The sequence below is a fragment of the Trinickia camelliae genome (genome assembly GCF_053525655.1).
The window spans coordinates 65,474-82,438 of record NZ_JBCHAA010000013.1 but is presented as its reverse complement, the minus strand read 5'-3'; the positions used below and the strand labels follow the sequence as shown (position 1 = coordinate 82,438).

Here is a 16,965-nt window from a genome sequence, read left to right as displayed (position 1 = left end):
GGTGTTCGGGCGCGTTGCTTCAATCGACCGACTTCACCATATCCTCGATGACCTTCTTCGCATCGCCAAAGACCATCATCGTCTTGTCCATGTAGAAGAGATCGTTGTCGAGCCCGGCATACCCCGCCGCCATCGAGCGTTTATTGACGATCACCGTGCGCGCCTTGTACGCCTCGATGATCGGCATGCCCGCGATCGGCGACTTCGGATCGTTCTTCGCCGCTGGGTTCACCACATCGTTCGCGCCGAGCACGAGCACCACGTCGACTTGGCCGAACTCGCCGTTGATGTCCTCCATTTCATGGACGATCTCGTACGGCACTTCCGCTTCCGCGAGCAGCACGTTCATATGGCCCGGCATCCGTCCCGCGACCGGGTGAATCGCGTACTTCACGTCGACGCCCTTCTCGACGAGCTTGTCGGTCAGCTCCTTCAACGCATGCTGCGCGCGCGCCACGGCGAGCCCGTAGCCCGGCACGATCACGACCGTCTCCGCGTTGCCGAGCATGAACGACGCATCCTCGGCCGAGCCCGACTTCACCGGCCGCTGCTCCGCGGAGCCGCCTGCTGTCGCCGCCCCCGCTTCCGCGCCGAAGCCACCGAGAATCACGTTGAAGAACGAGCGGTTCATGGCCTTGCACATGATGTACGACAGAATCGCACCCGACGACCCCACGAGCGACCCGGCAATGATCAGCATCGCGTTGTTCAGCGAGAAGCCGATGCCCGCCGCCGCCCATCCCGAGTACGAGTTGAGCATCGACACGACGACCGGCATGTCCGCCCCGCCGATCGGGATGATGATCAGCACGCCGAGTGCGAACGCGATCAGCGTCATGATGATGAACGGCAGCCAAGATTGCGTGAGAAAGAAGATCACGCCAAAGCCGATCATGCCGAGCGCGAGCATCAGGTTGATCAAGTGCTGTCCGGGGTAGACCACGGGCGCGCCCTGGAACAAGCGGAACTTGTACTTGCCCGAGAGCTTGCCGAACGCGATCACCGAACCGGAGAACGTGATCGCGCCGACGAACGTGCCGATGAAGAGCTCGATGCGGTTGCCGTACGGCAGGAAGCCCGGCACCGGATTGTTCGGATCGACAAGACCGAAGGCCGCCGGCTCCGACACCACCGCATACGCGATGCACACCGCCGCCAGACCGATCAGCGAGTGCATCGCCGCGACGAGCTCCGGCATCTTCGTCATCTCGACGCGCGCGGCGACATACGCGCCGACCGCGCCGCCCACCACCAGCGCGGCAAACACCAGACCGAGCCCGAGCCCCAGATTCGAGCCCAGCACGTACGCCTGCTTCATGATCAGCGTGACCGTGGTGCCAATCGCGATCGCCATCCCGACCATCCCGAACACATTGCCGGCGCGCGCGCTCTTCGGATTCGACAGCCCCTTGAGCGCCTGGATGAAGCACACCGACGCCACGAGGTACAACAGCGTAACGACGTTGATGCTCATTTACGCGCCCTCCTTCGAACCAGCGGGACCCGCGATCTTCTTGGGCTCTTTCTTCTTGAACATCTCGAGCATTCGCCTGGTGACGAGGAACCCGCCGAACACGTTGACCGCAGCGAGCGCGACCGCGACCGTGCCGAAGAACTTGCCGGGACCGACCGTCAAGCCCGCCGCGAGCATCGCGCCGACGATCACGATCGCCGAGATCGCGTTGGTGACCGCCATCAGCGGCGTGTGCAGCGCGGGCGTCACGTTCCAGACGACGTGGTAGCCGACGTACACCGCCAGCACGAAGATGATCAGATTAATGACCGTATGATTGATGACTTCCATTGCCGTCCCCTAAGCCTTGCGCGTGACTTCGCCGTCGCGGGCCAAAAGCGTGGCCGCGACGATGTCGTCCGCGAGATCGATGTTGAGCGTGCCTTCCTTCGTGACGATCAGCTTCAGGAAGTCGAGCAGGTTGCGCGCGTAGAGCGAGGACGCGTCGGCCGCGACCATCGCCGCGAGGTTCGTGAAGCCGACGATCGTCACGCCGTGCTTCACCACCACCTGATCCGCTTCGGTGAGCGGACAATTACCGCCGTGCCGGCCTTCGAACTCGGGGCCGCGACCCGCCGCGAGATCGACGATCACCGAGCCGGGTTTCATCGCCCTCACGGTGTCGACGGAGATCAGCGTCGGCGCGGGGCGCCCCGGAATCAGCGCGGTCGAGATGATGATGTCGGCCTGCTTCGCGCGCTCGTGCACCGCCACGGCCTGCCGCGCGAGCCAGCTCGGCGGCATCGGCCGCGCATAGCCGCCGACGCCTTCCGCCGCTTCGCGCTCTTCTTGCGTTTCGTAAGGCACGTCGATGAACTTCCCGCCGAGCGATTCGATCTGCTCTTTCACCGCGGGACGCACGTCGGACGCTTCGATCACCGCGCCCAGGCGCTTGGCCGTCGCGATCGCCTGCAGGCCCGCGACGCCCGCGCCCAACACCAGCACGCGCGCCGCCTTTACGGTGCCTGCAGCGGTCATCAACATCGGCAGAAAGCGCGGATAGCGTTCGGCGGCGACGAGCACCGCCTTGTAGCCGGCGATGTTGGCCTGCGACGAGAGCACGTCGAGGCTTTGCGCACGCGTCGTGCGCGGCGCGGCTTCGAGCGAGAACGCGGTCACCCCGGCGCTCGCCAACTGTGCGGCGTTATCGGCGTTGAACGGATCGAGCATGCCGACGAGCACGGCGCCGCGTTTCATCAGCGGCAGCTCATCAGCGGTTGGGGATTGGACTTTGAGAACGAGATCGGCATTGAACGCGGCCGCCGCATCGACAAGCTCCGCGCCCGCGTCGGCAAACGCTTCGTCGGTGAAGCTCGCCGCGGTGCCGGCGCCTTTCTGGATCGTGACGCGATGACCTTGAGCGACGTACTTCTTGACCGTCTCGGGCGTCGCGGCGACGCGCGTTTCGTTGGCACGCGTCTCGGCTGGCACTCCGATGTGCATCGTGGATTCCTCCTCTGCCTTCTTGTTGTCAAGCGAAGATGAGCCAGCGAAGCACGCCGGCCCTCATAGCTACGGCTAATTATTGCGACGGATTCACCGCGTCACTTTAACCCGAAAGTGCGCGAGCGCCGAAATTTGGTCCAACCCCGATAGGTGGCAGATCTGCGCCGCTCCGGCAGCCCGGGCGGGCAAACGGTAAAATGCGCGTCTATGAAACCGGAAACCTGGGTCCCGCACGTGACGGTGGCGGCGATCGTCGAGCGCGACGGGCGTTTTCTCGTGGTCGAGGAGCACACCGCCGACGGCTTGCGCATTAACCAACCGGCCGGTCATCTGGAGGCCGGTGAAACGCTTGTCGAGGCAGTCGTGCGCGAAACGCTGGAGGAAACGGCGCATCCGTTCGCACCAGAAGCGCTGGTCGGCATGTACATGACGCACTTCGGAAGGCCAGACAGCTACGGCACCACGTATTTGCGCTTCACGTTCTGCGGAACGACGGGCGAGGTGCTGACGGATCGCGCGCTCGATGCCGACATCGTTCGCACGCTGTGGCTCACCGCCGACGAGCTGCGCGCCGCGAGCCAGCGCCACCGCACGCCGCTCGTCATGCAATGCGTCGACGATTACCTCGCGGGCCGGCGTTTCCCGCTCGACTTCGTGCATACGCATTCAGTCGGGCCCAAGCTAGACATTTAGTGAATCCATGAGCAAGCAACGGGTGGTAGTGGGCATGTCGGGCGGCGTCGATTCGTCGGTGACGGCATGGCTCCTCAAAGAACAGGGCTACGAAGTCGTCGGCCTCTTCATGAAGAACTGGGAAGACGACGACGACAGCGAGTACTGCTCGACGCGGCAGGACTGGATCGACGTCGTCTCGGTCGCCGATCTGATCGGCATAGACGTCGAAGCGGTCAATTTCGCCGCCGAATACAAGGACCGCGTGTTCGCGGAGTTCCTGCGCGAGTACTCCGCCGGCCGCACGCCGAATCCGGACGTGCTCTGCAACGCCGAGATCAAGTTCAAGGCGTTTCTCGATCATGCGATGTCGCTGGGTGGCGAGACCATCGCCACCGGCCACTACGCGCGCGTGCGCGAAGTCGACGGTCGCTTCGAGCTCTTGAAGGCGCTCGACCATACCAAGGACCAGTCGTATTTCCTGCACCGTCTCAACCAGGCGCAGCTCTCGAAGACGCTCTTCCCGCTCGGCGAAATCCCGAAGACGAAAGTCCGCGAGATCGCCGCGCAAATCGGCCTGCCGAACGCGAAGAAGAAGGATTCGACTGGCATCTGCTTCATCGGCGAACGACCGTTCCGCGATTTCCTGAACCGCTACCTGCCGACCAAGCCGGGGCCGATGAAGACGCCGGACGGCAAGACCGTCGGCGAGCACATCGGGCTCGCGTTCTACACGTTCGGCCAGAGGAAGGGGATCGGGCTCGGCGGCAGCAAGACGGGCAGCGGCGAGCCGTGGTTCGTCGCGGGCAAGGACATTCCTTCCAACACGCTCTACGTCGTACAGGGGCACGACCATCCGTGGCTGCTGTCGGAAACGCTCGTCGCGGGCAACACGAGCTGGGTCGCGGGCCAGGCGCCCGAGCCGGGCAAGCGTTGCGGCGCGAAGACCCGCTACCGGCAGGCCGATGCGGCCTGCACATTCGCGCAAGCCAGTGCCTTTGACGGCTCCAACGCGGCCGTTGGCGAGCATTTCGAACTGGCGTTCGAGCACGCGCAGTGGGCCGTCACGCCCGGCCAGTCCGCGGTGCTCTACGACGGCGATATCTGCCTCGGCGGCGGCATCATCGAGCACGCCGCCACGGCCCAGCCGGCCGCGCGCCGCCCCGACGCGGCGCTTCTCGCAGCACGCTGAAACCTATTGCGGGTAGACTTGGCGCTCGCCCGGTGACGGCGGCACGAGAGCCGCACCGGCGAGATCCCCCACCCGCAACCGAGGCTGCCCGCGCCCCGCATGAAGACGGCCCGGTGCGGCGGTCCGTCCGTTGCGGTGATCCGTTATCGCTTTGGAGCCCTCATGTTCTCTCGACGCTATCTTGCGATGTGGTGCGCCGTGCTGCTTCTCGTGGCCGTCGCCATCCTCGCCGCGCGGCATTCGATCGCGTGGCTGTGGGTCGTGATCCCGCTTGCGCTCGTCGCGCTCGGTCTGTTCGACCTCAATCAGGAACGTCACAGCATCCTGCGCAACTACCCGCTGTGGGGTCACTTGCGCTTCATGTTCGAGTTCATCCGGCCGGAGATCCGTCAGTACTTCGTCGAGGACGATACCGACGAGAAGCCGTTCTCGCGCGCCCAGCGCAGCATCGTCTACCAGCGCTCGAAAAACGAAGTCGACAGCCGCCCGTACGGCACCGAGCTCGACGTCAAAGCGGTCGCGCACGAATGGATCAGCCACTCGCTCGCGCCGACCAAGCTCGCGAGCCACGACTTCCGCATCACGGTCGGCGCCGATCGCGCGCAGCCGTATTCGATGTCGATCTTCAACGTCTCGGCGATGAGCTTCGGCTCGCTGTCGGCGAACGCGATCCGCGCGCTGAACCTCGGCGCCAAGAAAGGCAACTTCGCACACGACACCGGCGAAGGCTCGATGTCGAAATATCACCGCGAGCACGGCGGCGACATCATCTGGGAGGTCGCCTCGGGCTATTTCGGCTGCCGCAACGACGACGGCACGTTCAACCCCGACAAGTTCGCGAAGCAGGCGCAAGAGCCGCAGGTGAAGATGATCGAAGTGAAGCTCTCGCAAGGCGCGAAGCCCGGCCACGGCGGCGTGCTGCCGGCCGCGAAGATCACGCCGGAGATCGCCGAGACGCGCGGCGTGCCGATGGGCCGAGACTGCATCTCGCCCGCGACGCACTCCGAATTCTCGACGCCGCGCGGGCTGCTCGAATTCGTCGACCGTCTGCGCAACCTCTCGGGCGGAAAGCCGACCGGCTTCAAGCTCTGCGTCGGCCATCCGTGGGAGTTCTTCGGCATTGCGAAGGCGATGCTCGAGACGGGGATCACGCCGGACTTCATCGTCGTCGACGGCGCGGAAGGCGGCACGGGCGCGGCGCCGCTCGAATTCACCGACCACGTGGGCGTGCCGCTGCAAGAAGGCTTGCTCCTCGTGCACAACACGCTCGTCGGCATCGGCTTGCGCGACAAGATTCGCATCGGCGCGAGCGGCAAGATGATCACCGCGTTCGATATCGCGAGGACGCTCGCGATCGGCGCCGACTGGGTGAACGCCGCGCGCGGCTTCATGTTCGCGGTCGGCTGCATCCAGGCGCAGACCTGCCACACCGGCCGCTGCCCGACCGGCGTGGCGACGCAAGACCCGGTGCGCCAACGCGCGATCGTCGTGCCGGACAAGGCCGATCGCGTCTTCAACTTCCACCACAACACGCTGCATGCGCTGCAGGAGATTATTCAGGCGGCGGGTCTCGAGCATCCCGGCGACTTGCGCGCGCATCACATCGTGCGGCGCGTGTCGTCGCATGAGGTGAAGTTGATGTCGCAGTTGCTGTGCTATCTCGAACCGAACGATCTCTTGAACGGCAACTACCGCTTCTGGCTGTATGAGAAATGGTGGCCGCTCGCGCGCAGCGATTCGTTTGCTTTGAAGAATGAAGGCGCGATAGCTGCTTGAGCTCAGCCGACGACGCGTGCGCTCAGGTTTGCACCCAGCGCGGCAGCAACCAACGTTGCAGCGTCGTCAGCAAATAATCGGCGATCCACGCCACGACGCCCAACGCGAGCATCGCAGCCCACACGCCGCTCGCATTGAACTCGCGCAACGAGGCCGCGATCACGCACCCGATCCCCTGCGTCGCGCCGAGAAACTCAGCGGCGAGCGTTCCTGCGAGCGCCAACGCGAAGGCCAGGCGCAGGTTTTCGAGCGTCCCGCGCAGCGCTGCGGAAACCGTCTCAGTGACGGTCGAGTGCCGCGCTTCGGATGTCGAACCATCGCCACGCGTATTGCCATCAACCGCGGACGCGCGCTGATACGCATTCCCGAACACGATGAAGAACGCCATCACGACAGCAAGCGCAATCTTCGACGTCATCCCCGACCCCAGCGCAAACACGAAGATCGCGCCGAGCACGATCAGCGGCAACGCGTTGGCGATCTTGATGTAAAAGCCGAACACGTCGGCCAATAGCGTGTTGCGAACGAGCACGACCGCGCACCCCGCGCCCGCGATCGCTCCCACGACAAGTCCCAGCAAAGCCTCTTCGAATGTGATCTGCAGCTGCGCGATGAGCGGCCCTTGCGCAGTCCCCTCGCGAAACCAATAGAAGAGCTGCCGCGCGATCGACGAAGGCATCGAATAGAAGAACGGATCGATCCAATTGCGTCGCGCGGCCAATTCCCAACCGATCGCCACCAGCAGCGCGAGCACGATGCGCAAGCCGATCACGAGCTTGCGCCGCGAGCGTTGCGGCTTACTTGAAGTGAGTTCGGCCCGACCGGGTCCCGCATCCGCGATGCGAGACGGCGCGCCGTGAGACATCGGTTGGTTCATCGCCGTCCGCCTTGACTGAGCTGGTGGAAACACCGTACACGTCAGCCTGCACGTGTACCGTGCGGGCACGAACAGTGGCTTGCCGGCGCGGCAAATGACTAGCGGACGACCGTACGATCAGACCTTCAGCGGCTGCGCGGCAATATTTTCCGGCGCCGCGCAGCGTCCCGGCTCAAGCGGGAACGGTATCGATGAACGACTGCCGTTGCGACAGCTTCGCGTAGTGCTTGTCGAGATTCGGATGCTTGTCGCGCCAGTTCAATTCCGGGAAGCGGAAATCAAGGTAACCGAGTGCGCACCCAAGCGCGATATCGGCGAGCGAGTAGTGATTGCCGGTACACCAGGCGTTGCCGCCGAGCCCCTGCGACGTCGCAACGAGCCCTTCGTCGATCTTGCGCTGCTGGCGCGCGATCCACGATTCGACGCGATGCTCCTCCGGACGCTGCGTGCCCTCCACGCGAATCAGCACGCCCGCGTCGAGAATGCCGTCGGCGAGCGCCTCCCAGCAGCGCACTTCGATGCGCTCGCGCCCCGCCTGCGGAATCAGCTTGCCGACCGGCGACAGCGTATCGACGTACTCACAGATCACGCGCGAATCGAACACCGCTTCCCCGTCTTCCATCACCAGGCACGGCACCTTCCCGAGCGGATTGAACTGGTGAATACCCGTGTCGGGCGCCCAGACATCCTCGAGCACCAGTTGGTAGTCGATTTTCTTTTCAGCGAGCACAACCCGCGCCTTGCGGGTAAATGGGCTCGCGAGCGAACCGATTAATTTCATCATCTGCTTTTCTCAAAATTGAGAGGAAGAGTATACGTTGCCGACGATCATACCGGCGGTCGTCAGACGCCATCATATCGGCCGTTTCGGGCATGTGGATGGAATGCAACAGCGCGGCTGGAGGGGCGCCCCTCAAACGACAACGCGGCACAGCGCCCTCCGGATGACCGGCGCTGCCCGACTTAAAAGTGTTTATGAATTGAGCGCTACAATCGCACGATGAATAAGTCGACCGAACTCTCCAGCGCCGCCGGCGCCGCGCAGGGAATCCCCCTCGGGGACGTCTACCTTGGCCGCCGCGAACGCGTGCTCGCCGCGCTGCGCGCCGCGGGCGGCGGACTCGCCATCGTCCCGACTGCGCGCGAAGCGCTGCGCAACCGCGACGCCGACTACCCCTACCGCCACGACAGCTACTTTTACTACCTGACCGGCTTCACCGAACCGGAGGCCGTGCTCGTGCTCGACACCGGTGCGGAACCGGGCGAGCCGGCGTCGATCCTCTTCTGCCGCGAGAAAGATCCGGCGCGGGAGACCTGGGAAGGCTTCCGTTTTGGTCCGGAAGGTGCGCGCGAAGCGTTCGGCGTCGACGCCGCGTTTCCGATCGACGCACTCGATACCGAGCTGCCGCGCCTGATCGCCGATGCCCCCGCGCTGCACTACGGGTTCGGGATGTCGGCGGAGCTGGACGAACAGGTGCGCCGCTGGCTCGACGCGGTGCGCGCCAAGAGCCGCAGCGGCGTGACGGCGCCCGCCGTGCTGCACGACCTGCTGCCGGTGCTCGACGAGATGCGGCTCATCAAAGACGAGCACGAGCTCGCGATCATGCGCCGCGCCGCCCGCATTTCCGCCGAGGCCCACCGCCGCGCGATGCAGGCGTGCCGCCCCGGCGTACGCGAATACGAACTCGAGGCGGAACTGCTGTACACGTTCCGCCGCCGCGGCGCCCAGGCGCCGGCCTACGGCTCGATCGTCGCCGCCGGCGCCAACGCGTGCGTGCTGCACTACCCGGCCGGCAACGCGGTCGCGAAAGACGGGGACCTGATCCTGATCGACGCCGCCTGCGAACTCGACGGCTACGCATCCGACATCACCCGCACCTTCCCGGCCAACGGCCGTTTCTCGCCGGCGCAGCGGGAGCTGTACGACATCGTGCTCGCCGCCCAGCAAGCCGCCATCGACGCGACCCGTGCCGGCGCGCACTTCGACACGCCGCACCAAGCCGCCGTGCGCGTGCTGTCGCAAGGGCTTCTCGATACCGGCATCATCGACCGCCAGCACTTCGCGTCGGTCGACGACGTCATCGCCGAGCGCGCCTACGCGCCGTTCTACATGCACCGCACGGGCCACTGGATCGGCATGGACGTGCACGACTGCGGCGACTACCGGGAGCGCAATGCCGCGCCCGACGAAACGGGCGCACCGCCGTCGCGCATCCTGAAGCCGTCGATGACGCTCACGATCGAGCCCGGCCTCTACGTGCGCGCGAGCGAAAGCGTGCCGGAGCGCTATTGGAACATCGGCATTCGCATCGAAGACGACGCGATCGTCACCGCCGACGGCTGCGAGCTGATGACGCGCGACGTGCCGGTGAAGGCCGACGAAATCGAAGCGCTGATGCGCGAAACGCAAGCTGCCGCGCCTCGCCAATGAAGCGCGAATGAACATCGAAACCGTTTCCGTACGATGAAAGACGCCCCCGCCGCTGCCCACGCGCAACCGGCTTCCACCGCCGCTTCAGAGCGGCCATTCGATTTCGACGTGACGATCGTTGGCGCCGGGCCGGTCGGCCTCGCGCTCGCCGCCTGGCTGGCCCGGCGCAGCGCGACGCAAGCGCTGTCGATCGCGCTCATCGACGCGCGCGAGCCCGAAAGCGCGACCAGCGACCCGCGCGCGATCGCGGTCTCGCAAGGCAGCCGCATGCTGCTCGAACCGCTTGCGGCATGGCCCGCGGACGCGACCGCGATCGAACGCATTCACGTATCGCAGCGCGGCCACTTCGGACGCACGCTGATCGAGCACGACGAGCATGAACTGCCTGCGCTCGGCTACGTCGCGCGCTATGGATCGATCGTCACGACACTTGCGCGGGCCGTGCGCGGCACGCAAGTCCACTGGTTCACGTCGACCTCGGCCCTGCCCCCGCTTCGCGAACACGACGGCGTCACGCTGCCGATCGAAAACGCGCAGGGCGCCCGCAGCCTGCGCACGCGGCTTCTCGTGAACGCCGAAGGCGGTCTGTATCAGGACCAGCGCCGCACCGGGTCGAGCCTCGAGTGCGCCGGCGACGGCGACCGCACGGCAGGCAGCTCGCGCGACTACAAGCAGACCGCGCTCGTCGGCACCGTCACCGTGTCAGCGCCCCAGCCGCATGTCGCGTGGGAGCGCTTCACGTCCGAAGGGCCAATCGCGCTGTTGCCGATGGGCGGCGCGCGCAACGCGGACTACTCGCTCGTCTGGTGCTCGGCGCCCGACGAAGCCGCGCGCCGCGCGCAGCTATCGGACGCCGAGTTCCTCGCCGAGCTCGGCACGGTGTTCGGCTCACGTATGGGGCGCTTCGAAGCGATCGCCGGCCGGGCGTCGTTCCCGCTCGGCCTGAACGCGGTCGATACGCTCGTCAAAGGGCGCGTCGTCGCGATCGGCAATGCGGCGCAAACGCTGCACCCCGTCGCCGGCCAGGGATTGAACCTCGGTTTGCGCGATGCGCACGCGCTCGCCGACGCGCTTTCCGAATTCGGCGCGACGCCGCTTGCGCTCGCGTCGTTCGCCGAGCGCCGCTCGCTTGATCGGCGCCTGACGATCGGCGCCACCGATACGCTCGCCCGCCTCTTCACGATCGACTTCGCCCCGCTCGCGACGCTGCGCGGGCTGGCGCTGGCGGGGCTCGAACTGATGCCCGCGGCGAAAACGGCGCTCGCGCGGCAGATGATGTTCGGCCAGCGGCGCTGATACACGGCAATGAGGCAATGGGTGGTACGCGCGGTTTTGCCGCGCACACGTGCTTAGCGCGCGACGGCTTAGCTGATCCACGCGGCGCAACTGCCCAGCGCGGGCGAAATCGATACCAGCCGAATCCGCCATTTCGCGCCACTCGCCAGCCCGCAGGGTTCGCAACGGTCGTTGCGAACGCGTGTTAACGCTAAAATACGCGTTTCCCGTCGCACCTCGCACTCGCGCCCCAAAGGCGCGCAAGCCCATTCAGCCATGCCTACGCTCGGTTCCCACAATCTGCGCAACAACCTGTTCGTCGCCCCGATGGCCGGCGTGACGGATCGGCCGTTCCGCCAATTGTGCAAGCGGCTCGGGGCGGGGTACGCGGTGTCCGAGATGGTCGCGTCGAACGCGCAGCTCTGGAAGAGCGAAAAGACGATGCGCCGCGCGAACCACGCCGGTGAGGTCGAACCCATCGCGGTTCAAATAGCGGGAGCGGACCCGGCGATGATGGCCGAAGCCGCGCGCTACAACGTGGCGAACGGCGCGCAGATCATCGACATCAACATGGGCTGCCCGGCCAAGAAGGTCTGCAACGTCGCAGCCGGCTCGGCGCTGTTGCAAAACGAGCCGCTCGTCGTGCAGATCGTTGAGGCGGTGGTCGCGGCGGTCGGCGTCGGGCCGGACGCCGTGCCCGTCACACTGAAGATCCGCACCGGCTGGAACCGCGACAACAAGAACGCCATCAAGGTGGCGCAGCTCGCCGAAAACGCTGGCATTTCGATGCTGACCGTGCACGGCCGCACGCGCGCCGATCTCTATCACGGCGAAGCCGAGTACGAAACGATCGCCGCAGTGAAGGCCGCGGTGCGCATCCCGGTCGTCGCGAACGGCGACATCACGTCGCCGCAAAAAGCCAAGGCCGTGCTGGCCGCCACTGGGGCCGACGCGATCATGATCGGCCGCGCGGCCCAGGGACGGCCGTGGCTGTTCCGTGAAATCGAGCATTTCCTGCAAACCGGCGAACTGCTGCCGCCGCCGCGCATCGACGAAATCCAGCAGGTCATGAACGAGCATCTGGAAGATCACTACGCGTTCTATGGTGAATTTACCGGCGTGCGTACTGCGCGCAAACACATCGGCTGGTACACTCGCGGCCTTTCGGGCGCCAACGCATTCCGTCACCGGATGAACACGCTCGATACGACACGCGAACAACTGCTCGCCGTCAATGCATTCTTCGACGAGCAGAAAACGCTCTCCGATCGTCTCGTGTACGTCGACGACGAAACCGGCGAGCCGGACAAAACCGACCGATTAGCAGCATGAGCAAGCACAATATCGAACAATGCGTCCGCGACAGCCTGGGCATGTACTTCCAGGACCTCGACGGCTCGAATCCGCACGACGTCTATGAAATGGTGATGTCGTGCGTCGAAAAACCGATGCTCGAGGTGGTGCTCGAGCAAGCGGGCGGCAATCAGTCGCTCGCGGCCGAGTATCTCGGCATCAACCGCAACACGTTGCGCAAGAAGCTGCAGCAGCACGGCTTGCTGTAACTTCGCGCGCCGCTCCTGTCCCTCCTCGGCCTTTTCATCATGATCAAGCAAGCGCTCATCTCCGTTTCCGACAAGTCCGGCATCGTCGACTTCGCCAAATCGCTGTCGGAGCTCGGCGTCAAGATCCTGTCGACCGGCGGCACCGCGAAACTGCTCGCGGACGCGGGCCTTTCCGTCACCGAAGTCGCCGACTACACCGGCTTTCCGGAAATGCTGGACGGGCGCGTGAAAACCCTGCATCCGAAGGTGCACGGCGGCATCCTCGCGCGCCGCGACCTGCCCGAGCACATGGCGGCGCTTGAAAAGCACAACATCCCGACGATCGATCTGCTCGTCGTGAACCTGTATCCGTTCGTCGCGACGGTGTCGAAAGACGAGTGCACGCTGGAAGACGCGATCGAGAACATCGACATCGGCGGCCCGACGATGCTGCGCTCCGCCGCAAAAAATCATCGCGACGTAACCGTGGTCGTCGACCCAGCCGACTACGCTATCGTGCTCGATGAAATGCGCGCCAACGGCAATAAGGTCGGCTACAAGACGAACTTCCGCCTCGCGACGAAGGTGTATGCGCACACGGCGCAATACGACGGCGCGATCACGAACTACCTGACGAGCCTGACCGAAGAGCTGTCGCACAAAGAGCGCAACACGTATCCGGCCACGTTCAACCTCGCATTCGAGAAGGTGCAGGACCTGCGTTACGGCGAGAACCCGCACCAAAGCGCGGCGTTCTACCGCGACATCGAAGTGCCGGCGGGCGCGCTCGCGAACTACCGCCAGCTGCAAGGCAAGGAACTCTCGTACAACAACATCGCCGACTCCGACGCCGCGTGGGAATGCGTGAAGACCTTCGACGCACCGGCTTGCGTAATCATCAAGCACGCCAATCCGTGCGGTGTGGCGATCGGCGCAAACGCTGGCGAAGCTTATGCGAAGGCGTTCCAGACGGATCCGACCTCGGCGTTCGGCGGCATCATCGCGTTCAACCGCGAAGTCGATGAAGCAACGGCGCAGGCCGTCGCGAAACAGTTCGTCGAGGTGCTGATCGCGCCGTCGTTCTCGGATGCTGCCAAGCAAGTGTTCGCCGCGAAGCTGAACGTGCGTCTGCTCGAAATCGCCTTGGGCGAAGGCCATAACGCGTTCGACTTGAAACGCGTCGGCGGCGGTCTGCTGGTGCAATCGCTTGATGCGAAGAATGTCCAGCCGCACGAACTGCGTGTCGTCACGAAGCGTCACCCGACGCCGCAAGAAATGGACGACCTGCTGTTCGCATGGCGCGTCGCAAAGTTCGTGAAGTCGAATGCGATTGTGTTCTGCGGCAAGGGCATGACGCTCGGCGTCGGCGCAGGCCAGATGAGCCGTGTTGATTCGGCGCGCATCGCGAGCATCAAGGCGCAGAACGCGGGTCTCTCGCTGAACAGCTCGGCGGTGGCGTCGGATGCGTTCTTCCCGTTCCGCGACGGCCTCGACGTCGTCGTGGCGGCAGGCGCGACCTGCGTGATCCAGCCGGGCGGCTCGATGCGCGACGACGAAGTGATCGCCGCCGCCGATGAGCACAACATCGCGATGGTGGTAACGGGCGTGCGGCACTTCCGCCACTAAGCCCAGCGCGCTCCTGGCGCCCACTGAGAAACCCGGCGGCTTTGCGGCAGCCGGGTTTTTTGTTGCCGCGATTTTCAGTGTCTTTTCCGGCGCCGCGCTCGCCGTCGCTCTCCAATGCCTGTCAGCGGCCGCCCTATTCGTTGTAGTATCGCAAGCACTTTCCTCCCCTCGCTTTACATGAGAATCCTCGGCATCGACCCCGGCTTGCGTGTGACCGGCTTCGGCGTAATCGACCAAAGCGGCCATCAGCTCACCTACGTGACAAGCGGCGTGATCAAGACCGCGGATGCCGCGCTGCCCGAGCGCCTGGGCACGATTTTCGAGGGGATCTCGACGCTGATCCGCGAGCACCGGCCCGATCAGTCGGCCATCGAAAAGGTGTTCGTCAACGTCAACCCACAGTCCACCTTGTTGCTTGGCCAGGCGCGGGGCGCCGCGATTTGCGGGCTCGTCGCGGGCGGCGTGCCGGTCGCCGAATACACCGCGCTGCAATTGAAGCAAGCGGTGGTCGGCTATGGCCGCGCAACGAAAGAGCAAATGCAGCAGATGGTCGTGCGCTTGCTGAAACTCTCCGGCGTGCCCAGCACCGACGCCGCCGACGCCCTCGGCATGGCGATCTGCCACGCCCACGGCGGCGATACGCTCAACACGCTGGGCGGCATCGCGCCCGCGCTCGCGAAAAAAGGCTTGCGAGTGCGGCGCGGACGGCTCATCGGTTAATCGCGCTAGCGCTGCGCTACACTCGCGCATTCCCTCACCGCTTCCCTCACGATTGAACTCGCCATGATCGGTCGCATTGCCGGCGTCCTGCTGGAAAAAAATCCGCCTCATCTGCTCGTCGATTGCAACGGCGTCGGCTACGAAGTCGATGTGCCGATGAGCACGTTCTACAACCTGCCCTCGACCGGCGAAAAAGTAGTGCTGCTCACGCAGTTGATCGTGCGCGAGGACGCGCACCTCCTGTACGGCTTCGGCTCCGCGCAGGAGCGCTCGACGTTCCGCGAGCTGCTGAAAATCACGGGCATCGGCGCACGAATGGCGCTCGCGGTACTGTCGGGCATGAGCGTGCATGAACTGTCCCAGGCGGTCACGCTGCAGGATGCGGCTCGCCTGACACGCGTGCCCGGCATCGGCAAGAAAACGGCGGAACGGCTGCTCCTCGAACTGAAGGGCAAACTGGGCGCCGACCTCGGCCCGATGGCCGCTGCGGCGTCGGCATCCGACCACGCGACCGATATCCTGAACGCACTGCTCGCATTGGGTTACTCCGAAAAAGAGGCGCTGGCGGCCATCAAGAACGTGCCCGCGGGCACGGGTGTGTCCGAAGGCATCAAGCTGTCGCTGAAGGCGCTGTCGAAGGCGTAAAGCGCATCGACTGCGCTGCGGTATTCGCTTGAACCGCAGCGCACGGCATCTGCGCCAACGAACCGAGCTTCGCACGCCACGACTTGCCCCGCGACTCGGCCATTCGGCCTAGGGCGTTTTCACACCGATCGTCCTAGGCCGTTCGGCCGGCTTTCGGAACACGCCCTGCGCGGTACAATGCCTGCATGATCGAAACCGACAAACTCGCCGCCGAACGCATCATTGCCGCCACGCCCGCGTCGTCGCACGAAGAGGCGTTCGAGCGCGCGTTGCGCCCCCGTCAGCTCGACGAATACGTCGGGCAGGAAAAGGTGCGCGGTCAACTGGAAATTTTCATCGAGGCGGCCAAACGCCGTTCCGAAGCGCTCGATCACGTGCTGCTGTTCGGCCCGCCAGGGCTCGGAAAGACCACGCTCGCGCACATCATCGCGCGTGAAATGGGCGTGAATTTGCGGCAAACTTCGGGGCCCGTGCTGGAGCGCGCCGGCGACCTCGCCGCGCTTCTGACGAACCTCGAAGCGAACGACGTCCTCTTCATCGACGAAATCCATCGGCTCTCGCCGGTCGTCGAGGAAATTCTGTATCCCGCGCTCGAGGATTATCAAATCGACATCATGATCGGCGAGGGTCCGGCGGCGCGCAGCGTCAAGCTCGACCTGCAGCCGTTCACGCTGGTCGGTGCGACGACGCGCGCCGGCATGCTGACCAATCCCCTGCGCGACCGCTTCGGCATCGTTGCGCGTCTTGAGTTCTACGACGCCGAGCAGCTGTCGCGCATCGTGCGCCGCTCGGCAACGCTAATGGGCGCGCAGATCCATCCCGACGGCGCGCTCGAAATCGCGAAACGCTCACGCGGCACGCCGCGGATTGCAAACCGCCTGCTGCGTCGCGTGCGCGATTTTGCCGAGGTCAAGGCCGACGGCAACATTACTGCCAAAGTCGCCGACGCCGCGCTCGCGATGCTCGATGTCGACCCGGTCGGCTTCGATCTGATGGACCGTAAGCTGCTCGAAGCGATCCTGCATAAGTTCGACGGCGGCCCGGTCGGCGTCGACAACCTGGCGGCCGCCATCGGCGAAGAGCGTGACACCATCGAAGACGTGCTGGAGCCATACCTGATTCAGCAAGGCTTCCTGCAGCGCACGCCGCGCGGCCGCGTGGCGACGCTCTTGACCTACCGGCACTTCGGTCTCGCCGCGCCGGATTCGTCGAGCCCGGTACGCAATGTCTGGGACGCGGGAAACACCTGAT

Annotated in this window: 16 protein-coding genes; 11 read left to right on the top strand and 5 right to left on the bottom strand. The window is 65.0% G+C overall.

All coding sequences use genetic code 11. The features are described 5' to 3' along the window. Nucleotides 1-19: 19 nt before the first annotated feature. The 3 genes from AAHK20_RS21275 to AAHK20_RS21265 are packed head-to-tail and all read right to left on the bottom strand — an operon-like array spanning nt 20 to nt 2,956. Entirely contained in the window at nt 20-1,474 is a 1,455-nt protein-coding gene (locus AAHK20_RS21275; protein WP_449183486.1) for an NAD(P)(+) transhydrogenase (Re/Si-specific) subunit beta, read from the bottom strand. Next, nucleotides 1,475-1,804, bottom strand: coding sequence for an NAD(P) transhydrogenase subunit alpha part 2 (locus AAHK20_RS21270; protein WP_137333797.1), 330 nt, complete (start codon nt 1,802-1,804; stop codon nt 1,475-1,477). A 9-nt stretch (nt 1,805-1,813) separates the two neighbouring features. After that, complete coding sequence (locus AAHK20_RS21265) at nt 1,814-2,956, bottom strand: Re/Si-specific NAD(P)(+) transhydrogenase subunit alpha (protein ID WP_449183485.1); 1,143 nt, start codon at nt 2,954-2,956, stop codon at nt 1,814-1,816. A 210-nt stretch (nt 2,957-3,166) separates the two neighbouring features. Between AAHK20_RS21265 and AAHK20_RS21260 the strand changes: the two genes are divergently transcribed. The 3 genes from AAHK20_RS21260 to AAHK20_RS21250 all read left to right on the top strand — a co-directional run bounded on the left by AAHK20_RS21260 (nt 3,167) and on the right by AAHK20_RS21250 (nt 6,599). Then, a complete protein-coding gene (locus AAHK20_RS21260; protein WP_449183484.1) occupies nt 3,167-3,652 on the top strand; it encodes an NUDIX hydrolase in 486 nt (161 codons plus the stop codon). Nucleotides 3,653-3,659: 7 nt separating this feature from the next. Beyond that, the gene (gene mnmA, locus AAHK20_RS21255) at nt 3,660-4,823 is read left to right on the top strand and encodes a tRNA 2-thiouridine(34) synthase MnmA (RefSeq protein ID WP_449183483.1); all 1,164 of its coding nucleotides are present in this window, start codon (nt 3,660-3,662) and stop codon (nt 4,821-4,823) included. Nucleotides 4,824-4,985: 162 nt separating this feature from the next. Beyond that, the gene (locus AAHK20_RS21250; protein ID WP_449183482.1) at nt 4,986-6,599 is read left to right on the top strand and encodes an FMN-binding glutamate synthase family protein; all 1,614 of its coding nucleotides are present in this window, start codon (nt 4,986-4,988) and stop codon (nt 6,597-6,599) included. Nucleotides 6,600-6,621: 22 nt separating this feature from the next. Here AAHK20_RS21250 and AAHK20_RS21245 read toward each other — a convergent pair whose 3' ends face one another. After that, complete coding sequence (locus tag AAHK20_RS21245) at nt 6,622-7,476, bottom strand: ABC transporter permease (RefSeq protein ID WP_449183481.1); 855 nt, start codon at nt 7,474-7,476, stop codon at nt 6,622-6,624. A 172-nt stretch (nt 7,477-7,648) separates the two neighbouring features. After that, nucleotides 7,649-8,260 carry a glutathione S-transferase N-terminal domain-containing protein gene (locus AAHK20_RS21240; protein WP_449183480.1) on the bottom strand — a complete coding sequence of 204 codons (612 nt, stop codon included), beginning with the start codon at nt 8,258-8,260 and terminating at the stop codon, nt 7,649-7,651. 216 nt (nt 8,261-8,476) lie between these two features. On the opposite strand from AAHK20_RS21240, the gene AAHK20_RS21235 reads away from it, so the two are divergent. The 8 genes from AAHK20_RS21235 (at nt 8,477) to ruvB (ending at nt 16,964) form a co-directional block, all read left to right on the top strand. Further along, a complete protein-coding gene (locus AAHK20_RS21235; RefSeq protein WP_449183479.1) occupies nt 8,477-9,907 on the top strand; it encodes an aminopeptidase P N-terminal domain-containing protein in 1,431 nt (476 codons plus the stop codon). Between the two features lie 33 nt (nt 9,908-9,940). Further along, nucleotides 9,941-11,203 (top strand): UbiH/UbiF/VisC/COQ6 family ubiquinone biosynthesis hydroxylase, encoded by a 1,263-nt coding sequence (locus tag AAHK20_RS21230; protein ID WP_449183478.1) that lies wholly within the window; start codon nt 9,941-9,943, stop codon nt 11,201-11,203. Nucleotides 11,204-11,458: 255 nt separating this feature from the next. Continuing rightward, nucleotides 11,459-12,514 carry a tRNA dihydrouridine synthase DusB gene (gene dusB, locus AAHK20_RS21225; RefSeq protein ID WP_449183477.1) on the top strand — a complete coding sequence of 352 codons (1,056 nt, stop codon included), beginning with the start codon at nt 11,459-11,461 and terminating at the stop codon, nt 12,512-12,514. Beyond that, a complete protein-coding gene (locus tag AAHK20_RS21220) occupies nt 12,511-12,744 on the top strand; it encodes a Fis family transcriptional regulator (RefSeq protein WP_137333806.1) in 234 nt (77 codons plus the stop codon). Before dusB ends, AAHK20_RS21220 begins: the two co-directional genes overlap by 4 nt. A gap of 39 nt (nt 12,745-12,783) precedes the next feature. After that, nucleotides 12,784-14,349 carry a bifunctional phosphoribosylaminoimidazolecarboxamide formyltransferase/IMP cyclohydrolase gene (gene purH, locus AAHK20_RS21215; protein WP_449183476.1) on the top strand — a complete coding sequence of 522 codons (1,566 nt, stop codon included), beginning with the start codon at nt 12,784-12,786 and terminating at the stop codon, nt 14,347-14,349. Between the two features lie 177 nt (nt 14,350-14,526). Beyond that, nucleotides 14,527-15,069, top strand: coding sequence for a crossover junction endodeoxyribonuclease RuvC (ruvC, locus tag AAHK20_RS21210; RefSeq protein WP_449183475.1), 543 nt, complete (start codon nt 14,527-14,529; stop codon nt 15,067-15,069). 63 nt (nt 15,070-15,132) lie between these two features. Continuing rightward, a complete protein-coding gene (gene ruvA, locus AAHK20_RS21205) occupies nt 15,133-15,714 on the top strand; it encodes a Holliday junction branch migration protein RuvA (RefSeq protein ID WP_449183474.1) in 582 nt (193 codons plus the stop codon). Nucleotides 15,715-15,899: 185 nt separating this feature from the next. Beyond that, nucleotides 15,900-16,964, top strand: a complete 1,065-nt coding sequence (ruvB, locus tag AAHK20_RS21200) for a Holliday junction branch migration DNA helicase RuvB (protein WP_449183473.1) — start codon at nt 15,900-15,902, stop codon at nt 16,962-16,964. Nucleotide 16,965: the final 1 nt, after the last annotated feature.

Bases quoted from the DNA above. Each gene is read 5' to 3' on its own strand.
- AAHK20_RS21230 (WP_449183478.1), top strand. From the start codon at position 9,941: ATGAAAGACGCCCCCGCCGCTGCCCACGCGCAACCGGCTTCCACCGCC.
- purH (WP_449183476.1), top strand. From the start codon at position 12,784: ATGATCAAGCAAGCGCTCATCTCCGTTTCCGACAAGTCCGGCATCGTC.
- AAHK20_RS21275 (WP_449183486.1), bottom strand. From the start codon at position 1,474: ATGAGCATCAACGTCGTTACGCTGTTGTACCTCGTGGCGTCGGTGTGC.
- AAHK20_RS21220 (WP_137333806.1), top strand. From the start codon at position 12,511: ATGAGCAAGCACAATATCGAACAATGCGTCCGCGACAGCCTGGGCATG.
- AAHK20_RS21235 (WP_449183479.1), top strand. From the start codon at position 8,477: ATGAATAAGTCGACCGAACTCTCCAGCGCCGCCGGCGCCGCGCAGGGA.
- AAHK20_RS21245 (WP_449183481.1), bottom strand. From the start codon at position 7,476: ATGAACCAACCGATGTCTCACGGCGCGCCGTCTCGCATCGCGGATGCG.
- AAHK20_RS21240 (WP_449183480.1), bottom strand. From the start codon at position 8,260: ATGATGAAATTAATCGGTTCGCTCGCGAGCCCATTTACCCGCAAGGCG.
- AAHK20_RS21265 (WP_449183485.1), bottom strand. From the start codon at position 2,956: ATGCACATCGGAGTGCCAGCCGAGACGCGTGCCAACGAAACGCGCGTC.
- ruvC (WP_449183475.1), top strand. From the start codon at position 14,527: ATGAGAATCCTCGGCATCGACCCCGGCTTGCGTGTGACCGGCTTCGGC.
- dusB (WP_449183477.1), top strand. From the start codon at position 11,459: ATGCCTACGCTCGGTTCCCACAATCTGCGCAACAACCTGTTCGTCGCC.
- mnmA (WP_449183483.1), top strand. From the start codon at position 3,660: ATGAGCAAGCAACGGGTGGTAGTGGGCATGTCGGGCGGCGTCGATTCG.
- AAHK20_RS21270 (WP_137333797.1), bottom strand. From the start codon at position 1,804: ATGGAAGTCATCAATCATACGGTCATTAATCTGATCATCTTCGTGCTG.
- ruvA (WP_449183474.1), top strand. From the start codon at position 15,133: ATGATCGGTCGCATTGCCGGCGTCCTGCTGGAAAAAAATCCGCCTCAT.
- AAHK20_RS21250 (WP_449183482.1), top strand. From the start codon at position 4,986: ATGTTCTCTCGACGCTATCTTGCGATGTGGTGCGCCGTGCTGCTTCTC.
- ruvB (WP_449183473.1), top strand. From the start codon at position 15,900: ATGATCGAAACCGACAAACTCGCCGCCGAACGCATCATTGCCGCCACG.
- AAHK20_RS21260 (WP_449183484.1), top strand. From the start codon at position 3,167: ATGAAACCGGAAACCTGGGTCCCGCACGTGACGGTGGCGGCGATCGTC.